Source organism: Delftia sp. NA_296.1 (genome assembly GCF_052692095.1).
The window spans coordinates 76,460-91,610 of the sequence record NZ_JBQZGF010000009.1 but is presented as its reverse complement, the minus strand read 5'-3'; the positions used below and the strand labels follow the sequence as shown (position 1 = coordinate 91,610).

The following is a 15,151-nucleotide window of genomic DNA, read 5'->3' as shown; positions in this document are numbered from 1 at the left end:
ATCCCAGGCCTGCCTGCAGGCGGCAAGCACCGGCCGGTTTCCCGCGTGTAGGCGCAGGGCTTGCCTGCAGGTTGCAAGCCGCAGGCCTCATCTGGGCTCCAGCCGCACCGGCACCTGCAGCTGCTCCACGAACCGCCGCGCCGCCAGCCCCAGCGGGCGCTCCTTGGACCACACCCAGTCGACGAACAGCTGGGTGCCGTTGCTGATGTTGCACAGCGGGATGCGCAGCAGCGCGCCCGTTTGCAGCAGGGGCTCGGCGACGCTGAAGGGCAGCCACCCCCAGCCCAGGCCGGCCGAGACCAGGGACAGGGCTGCCAGGTGGCTGTCCGTGCGCCACAGCTGGTGCGAGAACACGAAGCGCGGATCGGTGTGGGCCAGGTCGCGGCTGGCCAGCAGGATCTGGCGCGCGCCGGCCAGCTGGCCCACGTCCAGGCGCTGCTGCCCGTCCACGCCCAGTTGCCGGGCCAGCGGGTGCCTGGCCGCCATCACGGCGACCATGGTTTCCTGGCCCATCTCCTGGAAATCCTCGCGGCCGTCGATGGCCGGGCGCTCGAAGACCAGGGCCAGATGCGCGCGGCCCGAATGCAGTTCCTTGAGCGCATCGACCTGGGCGGCCACCAGCACCTCCACCTCCAGCCCCGGGAATTCCTCGACCAGCGGCTGCAGTGGCGCGGCCCAGGCCGTGGACAGCAGCTCGGGCGCGATCACCAGGGTCAGCCGCTCCTCCAGTCCCTGGTGCAGGGCCAGTGCCTGGTGGTTGAGCTGCTGCAGCTGGGCGGCCAGCAGCCGGGCCTGGGGCTCCAGTGCGCGCGCCGCCGCCGTGGGCCGGGGCTCGCGGCCGCTGCGGTCGAACAGCTGCAGGTCCAGCTCCGCCTCCAGCTGGGCGATGGCCATGCTCACGGCCGAGGGCACCCGCCCCAGCCGGCGTGCGGCGGCAGAAAAGGAGCCGTGGTCCAGCACGGCAAGGAACAGCGGCACCTGGTCAGCGGGGAAGGACATGGCGGGAACCTGTCAGTTTTATTGAAAGAATCTGACTTTAACGTTCAATTCCTGACAAATAAACTGCGCCCCCTATGACCTTGCAGACACACAAAAAGGGCCTCCAGGGGCCCAAGCGCAAAGTGGTCTTCGTGACCCTGTATGAACTGATCGCCATCGCGGCCTCCAGCCTGCTGTTCATGGCCATCGGCCAGAGCGCCGGGCATTCGGGCGGCATGGCGATTGCGGCCTCCACGCTGGCCATCGTCTGGAACCTGACCTTCAACCACCTGTTCGAGCAATGGGAGGCGCGCCAGAGCGTCAAGGGCCGCTCGGTGCTGCGCCGCGTGGTGCACGCCCTGGGCTTCGAGGGCGGGCTGGCCATGGTGCTGATCCCCCTCATGGCCTGGTGGTTCGGCGTCACGCTGTGGGAGGCCACGGTGATGGAGGCCGGCCTGCTGGTCTTCTTCCTGGTCTACACCTATGTCTTCAACTGGTGCTTCGACCATGTGTTCGGCCTGCCGGCCTCGGCCTCGGCGTCCGCTGCGGTGGCCCCGCGTGCTCAGGGCGAGCCGGCCTGCAGCAACTGACCGGCCACGGCGGCGGCGGCCGTGCGGGTCTCCACGCCGAGTTTCTCGAAGATGTGCTCCAGGTGCTTGTTCACCGTGCGCGGGCTCATGCCCAGGATGTCGGCGATGTCGCGGTTGGTCTTGCCCTTGCTCAGCCATGACAGCACCTCGGTCTCGCGCGGGGTGAGCGCCACCTGCTGCAGCCGGCGCGCGGCGGGCGTCTGCGGCGCCTCGTGGCTGAGCAGCACCATCGACTCCCCCAGGCCGCTGGCGCCCATGTGGCGCGCCAGCAGCTGGCGGCCATCTGCCAGGGCCAGCGCCAGATCCTGGGGGGCGGGCTGGCCCTCCTGATCCGCCTGGCCGGGCTGATCCGCTTTGCCGTGCTCATCCGGCTGGCGGGCGCCGGCCAGCCAGTCCCCGGCCGCCTCCAGCGGGAAGGGCTGGTCCGCAAAGGCCTCCTCCAGCCAGCGCGATGCCTGGGGCGAACGCCAGGCCACGCGGCCCTGGCCGTCGAGCACCACCACGCCCAGCCCCGCCACGTCCACGGCCTCCTGCGCCTGGCGCGTGGCGCGGGCGTTGCGCACATGGGTGGCCAGGCGCACCAGCACCTCGGGGATGCGAAGCGGCTTGACCACGTAGTCCACGCCACCGCTGGCAAAGCCGCGGATGATCTGGTCCGTGTCCGACAGGCCGGTCATGAACACCACGGGCACATGGGCCCAGGCCGGCGTGGCCTTGAGCGTGCGGCACAGCGTGAAGCCGTCCATGCCGGGCATCACGGCGTCCAGCAGCACGCCGTCGGGCACGGTGAGGGCGAAGCGCTGCAGGGCCTCGTCGGCGTCGCGGGCGGCGAGCACCACGTAGCCTTCGGCGGCCAGCGCGTCGCACAGCATGCGCAGGCTGTCCAGCGCGTCGTCCACCACAAGGATGACGTGGGCGTTGTGAGGGGGGTGGCTGGGGTGGCTGCTGCTGTCGGCGGTGGTCATCTGTGGCCTTTGCGGGTTCTCATTCATCGGTCTCCTCTCTTTCTTCGTCTTCTTCATCCTCTTGCTCGGGCCGCGGCAGCATGCGCGCCAGCGCATCGAAGTCGAAGCGGTTCGCGCAGGCCTGCAGCGCATCGAACAGCGCGGCATGCGCGGGCGCCTGCTGGCGCGCCTGGCGCAGGCGCTCGCGCAGGGCGGTGGCCTGGCCCGAGCGCGCCAGCCGGGCCAGGTCTTCACGCAGATCGGGCGGGAAGGGGGCGGTTGCCGGCGCCTCCTCTGCCTTGGCCTCCGCCTGCTCTGCACGCGGCGCCGGCAGCAGCAGCGGGCGGTTGTCATGCACCCATTCCAGCCGCAGCACGCGCTCGAGCACCTGCAGCAGCTCGGACTCGGTCACGGGCTTGGCGACAAAGCCCTGGCAGCGCGCATCGGCCAGGCGCGGCGGGTCGTTGTCGAACAGGTTGGCCGAGACGAAGACCACGGGCAGCTGCTGCGCATCCCAGCGCGCGCGCAGCAGGGCGGCGGTCTGCCAGCCGTCCAGGTCGTCCATGCTGATGTCCAGCAGCACCAGGTCGGGCGGGCTTTGCTCCACGATCTCCAGGCACTCGCGGCCACTGGCGGCCTCGCGGATCTCGAAGCCCAGGGGCAGCAGCAGGCCGGCCAGCAGCTGGCGCTGCAGCGGCTGGTCGTCCACCACCAGCAGGGTGCGCCGGGGCGGCAGATAGCCGATGACGGTGTGCAGCGTGGCGGCGGCACCCGGAGGGACCCAGGACGCGTCGGGCGCCATCTCGGGAAGGTACAGGCGCACGGTGAAGCAGCTGCCCTCGCCGGGCGTGCTGCTCAGGGTGAGCTGCCCGCCCATCAGCTCGGTCAGCAGATGGGTGATGGTCAGCCCCAGGCCCGTGCCCGCCTCGCTGACGCGCCGCCCCGCGCTGCCGCGCTCGAAGGGCACGAAGATGCGCTCCATGTCCTGCGGTTCGATCCCGATGCCGGTATCGATGACCTCGATGCGCGAGACATGGGGCCTGAAGTCCATGCGCAGCCGCACCTCGCCGCGTTGGGTGAAGCGCACGGCGTTGGATAGCAGGTTGATCAGGATCTGGCGCAGCCGCTTGGCGTCGGCCCGCACCCAGCGCGGCATGGTGCCCAGCGTCTCGACCGAGAACTGCAGCCCCCTGGCCTGTGCCTGGGGCCGCATCATGGCCTCGATGCCGTCGATCAGCGCGGGCAGGGGCAGGGGGGCCAGGTCCAGGCGCAGGCGGCCGGCCTCGATGCTGGCCAGCTCCAGCGATTCGTCGATGAGCGCGCGCAGGTGCTGGCCGCTGTGCTGCATGGTGGACAGGGTCTCGCGCACCCAGCCATCGACCTGCGGGCTCTTGAGCAGGATCTGCGTATAGCCCAGCAGGCTGTTGAGCGGCGAGCGCAGCTCGTGCGTCATGCCGGCCACATAGCGGGTCTTGGCCTGGCTGGCCTGCTCGGCATGATCCTTGGCGGCCTGCAGCTCGGCATCAGTGCGCTTGTGGGCGGCGATCTCCTGCAGCAGCAGCTGGTTCTGGCGCTCGGACTCGTCCTGCGCCATGCGCCGGCTGTCCGTGCTCAGCACCACCCACCAGGCGGCCACGGCGCACAGCAGGGCCAGCAGCGCGAAGACCTTGAGGAAGGGGATGCGCAGCGCGCCGCCATCGACGCTGCCTGCCTGCAGGCTTTCCTGCATGTAGACCACGCCCACCATGAAGGCCGTCACCGCGCACAGCGACAGCATCACCACCAGGTACTGGCCCGCGCGGAAGTTCACCTTGGTCGCCCAGCGCGGCGGCAGCAGGGCCGAGGCCAGCGCATGCAACTGCTCGCCTGCGCGCGAGCCGGTCTTGCAGCGGTCATGGCAGCGCGACTCCAGCGAGCAGCACAGCGAGCAGATGGGCGCGCCGTAGGCGGGGCAGTGCGCCATGTCCTCGGATTCGAAATGCTTCTGGCAGACGGCGCAGCGCACGGTCTCGCCGGGCTTCCACAGGTTGCCTGCGGGCCGCGCCAGGTAGTAGCGCCCGCCCGTCAGCCAGGCCAGCAGCGGCGACAGCAGCATGGACAGCGCCAGCGCGATGAAGGGCGAGAACGCGGCCGCCGTCTCGCCCAGCAGGCCCGCATAGGCGCAGCAGGCCACGGCGGCGGCCAGCAGCATGGCGCCCGGGCCCACGGGATTGAAGTCGTACAGATGGGCGCGGCGGAACTCGATGCCCGGCGGGCTCAGTCCCAGCGGCTTGTTGATGACCAGGTCGGCCACCAGCGCACCCACCCAGGCGATGGCCACGTTGCTGTAGATGGTCAGCACCTTCTCCAGCGCGCCGAACACGCCCAGCGTCATCAGCAAGGTGGCGATGACCACGTTGAACACCATCCAGACCACGCGCCCCGGATGGCTGCGCGTGATGCGCGCGAAGAAGTTGGACCAGGCAAGCGACCCCGCGTAGGCATTGGTCACGTTGATCTTGACCTGCGAGATGACCACGAAGACCACGGTCACCGCCACGGCCAGCCCCGGCAGGCCCAGGGCCTGCAGCACCTGCTGGAAGCCCACCAGGAACATCTGCGTGGGCTCGGCCGCGCGCGAGGCGTCCACCCCCTCCAGCTGCATGGCCGCGAAGGCGAGAAACGCGCCGCCTGCCATCTTGAGCATGCCCATCACGGCCCAGCCCGGCCCGGCCACCAGCACCGCGCCCCACCAGCGCAGGCGGTTGGCCCGGGTGCGCGGCGGCAGAAAGCGCAGGAAGTCCACCTGCTCGCCGATCTGCACCACCAGCGCGAAGATCACGGCCGCCGCCGCGCCGAACATCAGCGGATCGAACTGGCTGCTGCCCGAGCGCAGGCCGGTGAGGCTGGCGAAGTCGCGGTACAGCTGGGGCTGGGACAGCGCCATCCACACGAAGGGCAGCACCAGCAGGAACAGCCACAGCGGCTGCGTCCAGGCCTGCAGGCGCGAGATCAGCGTGATGCCGCGCATGGCCAGCGGCAGCACCACCAGGGCCGACAGCGCATAGCACCACTGCAGCGGCCAGTCCACCACCAGCTGCAGGGCCAGCGCCATGATGGCCGCCTCCAGCGCGAAGAAGATGAAGGTGAAGACGGCGTAGATCAGCGAGGTGATGGTCGAGCCCAGGTAGCCGAAGCCCGCGCCCCGCGTCAGCAGGTCCATGTCCAGTCCGTAGCGTGCCGCGCAGACGGCGATGGGCAGCCCCGTCAGGAAGATCACCAGCCCCACGGTGACGATGGCCCACATGGCGTTGGCAAAGCCGTAGTTCAGGGCAATGGCGCCGCCGATCGCCTCCAGCGCCAGGAAGGACAGCGAGCCGAAGGCCGTGTTGGCCACGCGGAACTCGCTCCAGCGCCGGAAGCTGCGCGGCGTGTAGCGCAGCGCGTAGTCCTCCATGGTCTCGTCGGCCACCCAGGCGTTGTATTCGCGCCGGAACCGAAAGATGGTCTGCGGCGCGGGCGAGGTGCTGGCGGAGCTGTCGGGCGGGGGTGCGGAGTGCATTCCCAGGTCTAGCAAGAAACGTGCGGGGCCAATGCTGGCGCGGCTTTCAAGAGGAGTGCGCGGGGTGCGTACGCAGATGGCTACGTCAATTGACGTATGGGCGGTTTCAAGGGTTCTTCCTAATCTTGGACCCAGCGCGGAAACAAGCCGTAACCGCAACGCCAGTTTTCAGCCACTTGCAGATCACCCAACCGATCCTTACAGGAGAGTCACCATGAGCCACCCCTCCGACCCCCGCACACCTGGTTCCCCCGGCACGGAAATGGGCCGCCGCCGCGTCCTGCAGGCGCTTGGCGCCGCCTCGGTGGCCGGGCTGCCGGCCTGGTCCTTCGCCCAGCCCACGGCCCAGGTCAACACCACCAAGCTGGCCGTGACCGACACCGAGGTCGTCGTGGGCCAGCTGCACTCGGCCACGGGCACCATGGCGATCTCCGAGACCGGCTCCATCCAGGCCGAGCAACTGGCCATCGACCAGATCAACGCCATGGGCGGCATCCTGGGCCGCAAGATCCGCGTGATCAAGGAAGACGGCGCCTCCGACTGGCCCACCTTTGCCGAGAAGTCCAAGAAACTGCTCATCAACGACCGCTGCGCCGCCGTCTTCGGCTGCTGGACCAGCGCCTCGCGCAAGGCCGTGCTGCCCGTGTTCGAGAAGGAAAACGGCCTGCTGTACTACCCCACCTTCTACGAAGGCCTGGAGCAGTCCAAGAACGTGATCTACACGGGCCAGGAAGCCACGCAGCAGATCCTGTACAGCCTGGACTGGGCCAAGGCCGAGAAGAAGGCCAAGACCTTCTTCCTGATCGGTTCGGACTACATCTGGCCGCGCACCTCGATGAAGATCGCGCGCAAGCACATCGAGAACTTCCAGAAGGGCAAGGTCGTCGGCGAGGAGTACTACCCGCTGGGCAGCACCAACTTCGGCTCGCTGGTCAACAAGATCAAGCTGCAAAAGCCGGACTGCATCTTCGTGGCCGTGGTGGGCGGCTCCAACGTGGCCTTCTACAAGGCGCTCAAGGCCGCGGGCATCACGGGTGACAAGCAACTGCTGGTCACGCTGTCGGTGACCGAGGACGAGATGACCGGCGTGGGCGGCGAGAACTTCACGGGCTTCTACTCTTCGATGAAGTACTTCCAGACGCTGGACAACGAGAACAACAAGAAGTTCGTGGCCGCCTTCAAGGCCAAGTACGGCCCCAATGCCGTCATCGGCGACGTCACCCAGGCCGGCTACCTGGGCCCCTGGCTGTGGAAGGCCGCCGTGGAAAAGGCCAAGAGCTTCGACGTGGACAAGGTGGTGGCCGCATCGCCGGGGCTGGAACTCAAGACCGCGCCCGAAGGCTACGTGAAGGTGGACGCCAACCACCACCTGTGGAGCAAGTCGCGCATTGCCGTGGGGCAGCCGGACGGCACGTTCAAGGTGGTCTCGGAATCTCCGGAATTGATCAAACCCGATCCCTTCCCCAAGGGTTACCAGTAAGTCCTGATCCGCTCAGGCAGGTGATGCGTGGCGGCCTGCGGCCTGGTGGGCGGGCCGCCGCGTGAACCGTTTCCCCCTCTCCCGATTGGCTTGCGCGCAGGAGCAGCACCATGAGTTTTTCCGACATGATGAACATCGGCCTGATGCAGGGCTTCGCGGGGCTGAGCCTGTTCGCCGTGCTGCTGCTGATGGGCCTGGGCCTGGCCATCATCTTTGGCCAGATGGGCGTGATCAACATGGCGCATGGCGAGTTCATGACCATTGGCGCCTACACCATCTACCTGGGCTCCACGCTCACGGCGCAGCACGCGCCCGAGTTCATGCCCTACTACTTCCCGCTGGCCATCGTGGCCGCCTTCCTGTTCGCCTTCGCGGCCGGCTGGCTGGTGGAGTGGGGGCTGATCCGCCACCTCTACAAGCGCCCGCTGGACACGCTGCTGGCCACCTGGGGCGTGAGCCTGGCGCTGCAGCAGTGCTTTCGCACCTTCATCGGCCCCAAGGAAGTCAGCCCCACCCTGCCTGACTGGCTGATGGGCTCGTGGGCGCCGGCCGAGGGGCTGGACATTCCCATCAACGGCCTGTTCGTGCTGGCGCTGACCGCGGTGGTCACGGCCGGCGTGCTGATCGCGCTGCACAAGAGCCGCTGGGGCCTGCGCGTGCGTGCCACGGTCAGCAACCGCGTGATGGCCAATGCCATCGGCATCGACACCAAGAAGACCGACCGCCTGACCTTTGCCATCGGCTGCGGCATCGCAGGCGTGGCGGGCGCGGCCTTCACCACCATCGGCTCCACCGGCCCCACCTCGGGCTCGCTGTACATCGTGGACGCCTTCCTGGTGGTCACCTTCGGCGGCGCGGCCAGCCTGCTGGGCACCGTGGTCTCGGCCTTCGGCATTGCGCAGACGCAGTCCATCACCGAGTTCTTCCTCGCGGGCTCCATGGCCAAGGTGATCACGCTGTCGCTGATCGTCTTCATCCTGATGCTGCGTCCCCAGGGCCTGTTCGCTTCCAAGGTGCGGCGCTGATCCCGGCGCCGGCCCTGTCCACGAATTTCCCCGCGTTCCCCCGATTTCCCCTGAGTTCACCGGAGTCATTCCATGCAAGCCCTCAAAGCCTGGATACAGCGCTACCAGCTCGCCAGCCTGGTGCTGCTCACCGTCCTGCTGGCGGTGGTGCTGCCCCTGGCGCTGGACATCTTCCGCCTCAACCTGGTCGGCAAGTACCTGACCTATGCCTTCGTAGCCATCGGCCTGGTCATGGTCTGGGGCTATGGCGGCGTGCTCAGCCTGGGCCAGGGCGTGTTCTTCGGCCTGGGCGGCTACGCCATGGCCATGTTCCTGAAGCTGGAGGCGTCCGACCCCATCAGCACCAAGATCCAGTCCACGCCAGGCATCCCAGACTTCATGGACTGGAACCAGCTGACCGAGCTGCCCTCGTTCTGGCTGCCCTTCAAGAGCCTGCCGTTCTCGCTGGCCGCCGTCATCGCCGTGCCCACGCTGCTGGCCTGGCTCATCAGCTTCGCCATGTTCAAGCGCCGCGTGGGCGGGGTGTACTTCGCCATCATCACGCAGGCCGTGGCGCTGATCGTCACCGTGCTCATCATCGGCCAGCAGGGCTACACGGGCGGCGTCAACGGCATGACCGACCTCAAGACCCTGTGGGGCTGGGACACGCGCACGGACAGCGCCAAGTACATCCTCTACTACGTCTGCGTGGCCCTGCTGATCGGCGCCATCGTGCTGTGCCGCTGGATTCAGACCGGCAAGGTGGGCACCCTGCTGCTGGCCATGCGCGACAAGGAAGACCGCGTGCGCTTTTCCGGCTACGACGTGGCCAACTTCAAGGTCTTCGTGTTCTGCCTGGCCGCTGCGCTGTCGGGCGTGGGCGGCGCGCTGTTCACGCTGCAGGTGGGCTTCATGTCGCCCAGCTTCGTGGGCATCGTGCCCTCCATCGAGATGGTGATCTACGCCGCCGTGGGCGGGCGCATGAGTCTGGTGGGCGCCGTGTACGGCACGCTGCTGGTCAACGCGGGCAAGACCTATTTCTCGGAGAGCTTCCCGGACCTGTGGCTGTTCCTCATGGCGGGCCTGTTCATCGGCGTGACCATGGCCTTCCCGATGGGGCTGGCCGGCCTGTGGGAAAGCCGCATCGTTCCCTGGTGGAACAGCCGCCGCAAGGGCACGGCATCTGCCGCAGCGCAGGGAGCCCAGGCAGCACCTGCCCCGGCCCCGACCGCCACCAAGCCCACGTCCGCCCTGTCCGAAGGCATGGGCCGCCAGGGCGCCTGAACCACAGCGGGAGCACACCATGAGCAATACCGACTTCACGCTGGCCGTGGAAGACCTGACGGTCTCCTTCGACGGCTTCAAGGCCATCGACGCGCTGAACCTGTACATCGACAAGAACGAGCTGCGCGTCATCATCGGCCCCAACGGCGCGGGCAAGACCACGCTGCTGGACCTGATCTGCGGCAAGACCCGCGCCACGGCCGGCAGCATCAAGTTCAAGAACGAGGAACTCACGCGCATGGCCGAGCACAAGCGCGTGCGCCTGGGGATCGGGCGCAAGTTCCAGACGCCGTCCATCTACGAGAACCTCTCGGTCTTCCAGAACCTGGAGGTCTCCTACCCGCAAGGCCGCTCGGTCTTCGGCGCGCTGGCCTTCAAGTGCACGGAGGCGGTGCGCGATCGCGTGCAGGCCGTGGCCGCCGACATCGGCCTGGACGAGCGCCTGGACACCGAGGCCGGCCTGCTCAGCCACGGCCAGAAGCAGTGGCTGGAGATCGGCATGCTGCTCATGCAGGAGCCCGAGCTGCTGATGCTGGACGAGCCCATCGCCGGCATGAGCGCCCGCGAGCGCGAGCTGACGGCCGAGCTGCTGCAGCGCATCTGCAAGAACCGCTCCGTCATCGTCATCGAGCACGACATGGAGTTCGTGGCGCGCATCGCGCACAAGGTCACCGTCATGCACCAGGGAAAGATCCTCGCCGAGGGTCCCATGGACAAGGTGCAGGCCGACCCCAAGGTCATCGACGTCTACCTCGGCCACTGAGGCACGCACAAGGAATTCACATGCTGCAAGTCAAGGATCTGTACGTGGCCTATGGCCAGAGCGAGGCGCTGCACGGCATCAGCTTCGAGGGCCGCGAGAACGAAACCGTGGCCATCATGGGCCGCAACGGCATGGGCAAGACCACGCTGTTCAAAAGCCTGATGGGCGTCATGCCCGCCAAGAGCGGCCAGATCACCGTGGCCGGCCAGGACGTCACGAAGGACGAGAGCTTCCGGCGCGTGGCCAAGGGCATTGCCTACGTGCCCCAGGGGCGCATGATCTTCCCCACGCTGACCGTGGAAGAGAACATACAGACGGGCCTGGAGAACGCGAAGACGCGCCAGGTGCCCGACGACATCTACGCCCTGTTCCCCGTGCTCTGGGACATGCGCCGGCGCAAGGGCGGCAACCTTTCGGGTGGGCAGCAGCAGCAGCTGGCCATTGCGCGCGCCCTGGTCACCGACCCCAAGGTGCTGCTGCTGGACGAGCCCACCGAGGGCATACAGCCTTCCATCATCAAGGACATCGCCAAGGCGCTCAACGAGATCCGCAAGCTGCGCCGCATCACCATCGTGGTCAGCGAGCAGGTGCTTTCCTTCGCCATGGATGTGGCCGACCGGCTGTTCGTCATCGAGGGCGGGCGCCTGGTCCATGAGACGGCCCGTGCTGATACGGATGAACAGCGCATCAAGTCCTACCTCTCCGTCTGATCCGTTTTTTCCCACTGCCATCGCAAGGAGCACACCATGGCCGAAACCCTGATCAAGGTCGATCTCAACCAGTCCCCCTACGACAACCCGCAGGTGCACAACCGCTGGCATCCCGACATTCCCATGGCGGTCTGGGTGGAGCCGGGCGCGGAGTTCAAGCTGGAGACCTATGACTGGACCGGCGGCGCCATCAAGAACGACGACAGCGCCGAAGACGTGCGCGACGTGGACCTGTCCACCGTCCACTTCCTGTCCGGCCCCGTGGGCGTGAAGGGCGCCCAGCCCGGCGACCTGCTGGTGGTGGACCTGCTGGACATCGGCGCGCGCGACGACAGCCTCTGGGGCTTCAACGGCTTTTTCTCCAAGCAGAATGGCGGCGGCTTCCTGGACGAGCATTTCCCGCTGGCCCAGAAGTCCATCTGGGACTTCCACGGCATGTTCACCAAGAGCCGCCACATCCCCGGCGTCAACTTCGCAGGCCTCATCCACCCGGGCCTGATCGGCTGCCTGCCCGACCCCAAGATGCTGGCCAGCTGGAACGAGCGCGAGACCGGCCTCATCGCCACCGACCCCGACCGCATCCCCGGCCTGGCCAACCCGCCCAACGCCACCACCGCCCACATGGGCCAGATGCAGGGCGAGGCGCGCGACAAGGCCGCCGCCGAAGGCGCACGCACCGTGCCGCCGCGCGAGCATGGCGGCAACTGCGACATCAAGGACCTCTCGCGCGGCTCGCGCGTGTTCTTCCCCGTCTACGTGGACGGCGCGGGCCTGAGCGTGGGCGACCTGCACTTCAGCCAGGGCGATGGCGAGATCACCTTCTGCGGTGCCATCGAGATGGCGGGCTGGGTGCACATGAAAGTCAGCCTCATCAAGGGCGGCATGGCCAAGTACGGCATCAAGAACCCCATCTTCAAGCCCAGCCCCATGACGCCCAACTACAAGGACTACCTGATCTTCGAAGGCATCTCGGTGGACGAAAAGGGCAAGCAGCACTACCTGGACGTGACCGTGGCCTACCGCCAGGCCTGCCTGAACGCCATCGAGTACCTGAAGAAATTCGGCTACAGCGGCGCCCAGGCCTACTCGCTGCTGGGCACGGCGCCCGTGCAGGGCCACATCAGCGGCGTGGTGGACGTGCCCAATGCCTGCGCCACGCTGTGGCTGCCCACGGAGATCTTCGACTTCGACATCAATCCCACGGCCGAGGGACCACAGAAGATCATCACGGGCGGGGTGGATCTGCCCATCGCCCAGGACAAGTAAGCCCGGCATACGACACCCGCCATCCACCATCCGCCAGAGGCCGCCCATGCCCACCTATGACTACCACTGCACCGCATGCGGCGGCTTCGACGCGCTGCGCAGCCTCTCGCAGCGCAACGAGCCCGCGCCCTGCCCCAGCTGCGAGGCGGCCTCGCCCCGCGTCTTCGTCAGCGCGCCGCGCCTGGCCTGCACCAGCCCCGAACAGCGCCGCGCCCATGACACCAACGAGCGCGCCCGGCACGAGCCCAGGCGCTCACGCGATGTGGCCGAGGGCAGCTACGCGCGCATGCGCCACCCTTCGGGCTGCGGCTGCTGCAGCGGCGCCAGCAAGCGCGGCTCCACGGTCACGGCGCCCAACGGTGCCAAGACCTTCCCGACCAAGCGGCCCTGGATGATCAGCCACTGACCTCGGCCCCTGCGCCGCACCGATGCAAAAAAGGCCCGCGACGCGGGCCTTTGTCCTGCCTGGGCGTACCGCTCAGTGCACGGCGCCGATGAAGCCCGCCAGCTCCGGCGTCTGCGGGTTGGCGAACAGCTGCTTGGCCGGGCCGCTTTCATGGATCAGGCCCTGGTGCATGAACACCAGCTGGTCGCCCACGTCGCGGGCAAAGCGCATCTCGTGCGTGACCATGATCAGCGTCATGCCCTCGGCGGCGAGCTGCTTGACCACGGCCAGCACCTCGTTGACCAGCTCCGGGTCCAGGGCCGAGGTGATCTCGTCGCACAGCAGCACCTTGGGCTGCATGGCCAGCGCGCGTGCAATGGCCACGCGCTGCTGCTGGCCGCCGCTGAGCTGGTCGGGGTAGCTGTCGTACTTGTCGCCCAGGCCGACCTTGGCCAGCATCTGGCGCGCCAGCGCCGCCGCCTCGGGCTTTTTCACGCCCTTGACCACGGTGGGCGACAGGGCCACGTTCTCGCCCGCCGTCAGGTGCGGGAACAGGTTGAACTGCTGGAACACCATGCCCACGTTCAGGCGCAGCGCGCGCAGCTGGGCGGGCGAGGGCGCGCTGCCCTCCGAGCCCTTGAGCACGGCGTCGTCCACCACGATCTGGCCGGACTGGATGGCCTCCAGCCCGTTGATGGAGCGCAGCAGCGTGCTCTTGCCCGAGCCGCTGCGGCCGATGATGGCGACCACCTGGCCGCTGTCCACGCTCAGGTCCACGCCCTTGAGCACATGGTTGTTGCCGTAATGCTTGTGAACGGCGCGCACATCAACGAGCGGCATAGAGTTTCTTCTCCAGATGGGATGCGTAGAGGGACAGGGGCCAGCACAGCAGGAAGTAGCCTGCGGCGACCAGGCCGTAGATGAGGAAGGGCTGGAAGGTGGCGTTGGCCAGCATGGAGCCGAGCTTGGTCAGCTCGCTGAAGCCGATGATCGAGGCCACGGCCGTGCCCTTGATGATCTGTACCGAGAAGCCGACCGTGGGCGCTATCGACAGGCGCAGCGCCTGCGGCAGCACCACATGGCGCATCTGCTGCAGGTAGCCCATGGCCAGGCTGGACGAGGCTTCCCACTGGCCGCTGGGGATGGACTCCACGCAGCCGCGCCAGACCTCGGCCAGGTAGGCGCTGGTGTACAGCGTCAGGCCGATGGCGGCCGCCGTCCAGGGCGAGATGTCCAGGCCGGCCATGGACGAGCCGAAGAACACGATGAACATCTGCATCAGCAGCGGCGTGTTCTGGAAGGCCTGGATATAGGCCTTGGCCAGGCGGCGCAGGTTCTGGCTGCGGCCCACGCGGGCGAACAGCACCAGCAATCCGGTGGCGCCGCCCAGCACGAAGGCCAGCAGCGACAGCGCCAGCGTGGCCAGCAGGCCCTCGGCCAGCTTGGCCAGGATGGGCAGCAGGGGAATGTCGGCAATCATGCGGCGTCTCCGGCAGTGGTTGCGGGTGCAGCGGGTGCAGCGGGCCGGGCTGCACGCGGCGTGCGGCGGCCCACCACGAAGCGCTGGCCTATCCAGGCCAGCAACTGGCGCAGTGCCAGGGCCAGCAAGAAGTACGCCGCCGTCACCACCAGGTAGGTCTCGAACGCGCGGAAGTTGCGCGACTGGATGAAGTTGGCCGCAAACGTCAGGTCCTGGGCGGCGATCTGCGAGACCACCGAGGTGCCCAGCATCACGATCACGATCTGGCTGCTCAGCGAGGGCCAGACCCGCTGCAGCGCAGGGCGCAGCACCACATGGCGGAAGACCGCCCAGCGGCCCATGCCCAGCGCGCCAGCGGCTTCCAGCTGGCCGCGCGGCGTCTCCTGGATGCCGGCGCGCACGATCTCGGTGATGTAGGCGCCCAGGTTGATCACCGTGGTCAGCAGGCAGGCCTGCCATTCGTTGATCTGCACGCCCAGCGAAGGCAGGCCGAAGAACACGAACATCAGCTGCACCAGGAAGGGCGTGTTGCGTATGCCCTCCACGTACACCTTGAACAGCCAGTGCAGCGGCGCAATGCGCCAGGCGCGGCTGACGCCGCCGGCCACGCCGATGGCGCCGCCCAGCACGGCGCCCGCCGCCGTCAGCGCCAGCGTGAAGCCTGCGCCCTGTGCCAGCAGGCCGCTGTAGTCGAACACGGCGCCGAAGTCGAATTGATAGGCCATG

General features: G+C 67.9%; 14 protein-coding genes. 8 read left to right on the top strand and 6 right to left on the bottom strand.

Annotation, left to right across the window (positions count from 1 at the left end):
- Nucleotides 1–87: 87 nt before the first annotated feature.
- A complete protein-coding gene (locus ACUTR7_RS21520; protein ID WP_034397696.1) occupies nucleotides 88–999 on the bottom strand; it encodes a LysR family transcriptional regulator in 912 nt (303 codons plus the stop codon).
- Between the two features lie 74 nt (nucleotides 1,000–1,073).
- On the opposite strand from ACUTR7_RS21520, the gene ACUTR7_RS21515 reads away from it, so the two are divergent.
- Nucleotides 1,074–1,568, top strand: coding sequence for a PACE efflux transporter (locus ACUTR7_RS21515; protein ID WP_445609790.1), 495 nt, complete (start codon nucleotides 1,074–1,076; stop codon nucleotides 1,566–1,568).
- On the opposite strand, the gene ACUTR7_RS21510 is transcribed toward ACUTR7_RS21515, so the two are convergent.
- Nucleotides 1,541–2,533, bottom strand: coding sequence for a response regulator transcription factor (locus tag ACUTR7_RS21510; RefSeq protein ID WP_238001568.1), 993 nt, complete (start codon nucleotides 2,531–2,533; stop codon nucleotides 1,541–1,543). The two genes, ACUTR7_RS21515 and ACUTR7_RS21510, sit on opposite strands and share 28 nt — an antisense overlap.
- Before the next feature lie 19 nt (nucleotides 2,534–2,552).
- A complete protein-coding gene (locus tag ACUTR7_RS21505) occupies nucleotides 2,553–6,053 on the bottom strand; it encodes a hybrid sensor histidine kinase/response regulator (RefSeq protein WP_445609789.1) in 3,501 nt (1,166 codons plus the stop codon).
- A gap of 214 nt (nucleotides 6,054–6,267) precedes the next feature.
- On the opposite strand from ACUTR7_RS21505, the gene urtA reads away from it, so the two are divergent.
- The 7 genes from urtA (at nucleotide 6,268) to ACUTR7_RS21470 (ending at nucleotide 12,966) form a co-directional block, all read left to right on the top strand.
- Nucleotides 6,268–7,533, top strand: coding sequence for an urea ABC transporter substrate-binding protein (gene urtA, locus ACUTR7_RS21500; RefSeq protein ID WP_012202159.1), 1,266 nt, complete (start codon nucleotides 6,268–6,270; stop codon nucleotides 7,531–7,533).
- Nucleotides 7,534–7,643: 110 nt separating this feature from the next.
- Nucleotides 7,644–8,558: an urea ABC transporter permease subunit UrtB gene (urtB, locus tag ACUTR7_RS21495; protein ID WP_013800106.1), complete on the top strand. Its 915-nt coding sequence runs from the start codon at nucleotides 7,644–7,646 to the stop codon at nucleotides 8,556–8,558.
- 72 nt (nucleotides 8,559–8,630) lie between these two features.
- A complete protein-coding gene (gene urtC, locus ACUTR7_RS21490) occupies nucleotides 8,631–9,821 on the top strand; it encodes an urea ABC transporter permease subunit UrtC (protein WP_445609788.1) in 1,191 nt (396 codons plus the stop codon).
- 19 nt (nucleotides 9,822–9,840) lie between these two features.
- The gene (gene urtD / locus ACUTR7_RS21485; RefSeq protein ID WP_012202162.1) at nucleotides 9,841–10,584 is read left to right on the top strand and encodes an urea ABC transporter ATP-binding protein UrtD; all 744 of its coding nucleotides are present in this window, start codon (nucleotides 9,841–9,843) and stop codon (nucleotides 10,582–10,584) included.
- Nucleotides 10,585–10,604: 20 nt separating this feature from the next.
- A complete protein-coding gene (gene urtE / locus ACUTR7_RS21480) occupies nucleotides 10,605–11,294 on the top strand; it encodes an urea ABC transporter ATP-binding subunit UrtE (RefSeq protein WP_012202163.1) in 690 nt (229 codons plus the stop codon).
- Between the two features lie 36 nt (nucleotides 11,295–11,330).
- Complete coding sequence (gene fmdA / locus ACUTR7_RS21475) at nucleotides 11,331–12,560, top strand: formamidase (RefSeq protein ID WP_013800108.1); 1,230 nt, start codon at nucleotides 11,331–11,333, stop codon at nucleotides 12,558–12,560.
- A 46-nt stretch (nucleotides 12,561–12,606) separates the two neighbouring features.
- The gene (locus ACUTR7_RS21470; RefSeq protein ID WP_012202165.1) at nucleotides 12,607–12,966 is read left to right on the top strand and encodes an FmdB family zinc ribbon protein; all 360 of its coding nucleotides are present in this window, start codon (nucleotides 12,607–12,609) and stop codon (nucleotides 12,964–12,966) included.
- Nucleotides 12,967–13,038: 72 nt separating this feature from the next.
- Here the strand turns inward: ACUTR7_RS21470 and ACUTR7_RS21465 are convergent, their stop codons facing one another.
- From ACUTR7_RS21465 to ACUTR7_RS21455, 3 genes are read right to left on the bottom strand one after another with little or no spacing between them, the layout of a single operon-like run.
- Entirely contained in the window at nucleotides 13,039–13,785 is a 747-nt protein-coding gene (locus ACUTR7_RS21465) for an amino acid ABC transporter ATP-binding protein (protein WP_012202166.1), read from the bottom strand.
- The gene (locus ACUTR7_RS21460; protein WP_012202167.1) at nucleotides 13,772–14,425 is read right to left on the bottom strand and encodes an amino acid ABC transporter permease; all 654 of its coding nucleotides are present in this window, start codon (nucleotides 14,423–14,425) and stop codon (nucleotides 13,772–13,774) included. The genes ACUTR7_RS21465 and ACUTR7_RS21460 overlap by 14 nt, the downstream gene beginning before the upstream one ends.
- A complete protein-coding gene (locus ACUTR7_RS21455; RefSeq protein ID WP_099732519.1) occupies nucleotides 14,422–15,150 on the bottom strand; it encodes an amino acid ABC transporter permease in 729 nt (242 codons plus the stop codon). The genes ACUTR7_RS21460 and ACUTR7_RS21455 overlap by 4 nt, the downstream gene beginning before the upstream one ends.
- Nucleotide 15,151: the final 1 nt, after the last annotated feature.

Excerpts from the sequence above, each read along its gene's own strand:
- ACUTR7_RS21520 (WP_034397696.1), bottom strand. The coding sequence starts at position 999 with ATGTCCTTCCCCGCTGACCAGGTGCCGCTGTTCCTTGCCGTGCTGGAC.
- ACUTR7_RS21515 (WP_445609790.1), top strand. The coding sequence starts at position 1,074 with ATGACCTTGCAGACACACAAAAAGGGCCTCCAGGGGCCCAAGCGCAAA.
- ACUTR7_RS21510 (WP_238001568.1), bottom strand. The coding sequence starts at position 2,533 with ATGACCACCGCCGACAGCAGCAGCCACCCCAGCCACCCCCCTCACAAC.
- ACUTR7_RS21505 (WP_445609789.1), bottom strand. The coding sequence starts at position 6,053 with ATGCACTCCGCACCCCCGCCCGACAGCTCCGCCAGCACCTCGCCCGCG.
- urtA (WP_012202159.1), top strand. The coding sequence starts at position 6,268 with ATGAGCCACCCCTCCGACCCCCGCACACCTGGTTCCCCCGGCACGGAA.
- urtB (WP_013800106.1), top strand. The coding sequence starts at position 7,644 with ATGAGTTTTTCCGACATGATGAACATCGGCCTGATGCAGGGCTTCGCG.
- urtC (WP_445609788.1), top strand. The coding sequence starts at position 8,631 with ATGCAAGCCCTCAAAGCCTGGATACAGCGCTACCAGCTCGCCAGCCTG.
- urtD (WP_012202162.1), top strand. The coding sequence starts at position 9,841 with ATGAGCAATACCGACTTCACGCTGGCCGTGGAAGACCTGACGGTCTCC.
- urtE (WP_012202163.1), top strand. The coding sequence starts at position 10,605 with ATGCTGCAAGTCAAGGATCTGTACGTGGCCTATGGCCAGAGCGAGGCG.
- fmdA (WP_013800108.1), top strand. The coding sequence starts at position 11,331 with ATGGCCGAAACCCTGATCAAGGTCGATCTCAACCAGTCCCCCTACGAC.
- ACUTR7_RS21470 (WP_012202165.1), top strand. The coding sequence starts at position 12,607 with ATGCCCACCTATGACTACCACTGCACCGCATGCGGCGGCTTCGACGCG.
- ACUTR7_RS21465 (WP_012202166.1), bottom strand. The coding sequence starts at position 13,785 with ATGCCGCTCGTTGATGTGCGCGCCGTTCACAAGCATTACGGCAACAAC.
- ACUTR7_RS21460 (WP_012202167.1), bottom strand. The coding sequence starts at position 14,425 with ATGATTGCCGACATTCCCCTGCTGCCCATCCTGGCCAAGCTGGCCGAG.
- ACUTR7_RS21455 (WP_099732519.1), bottom strand. The coding sequence starts at position 15,150 with ATGGCCTATCAATTCGACTTCGGCGCCGTGTTCGACTACAGCGGCCTG.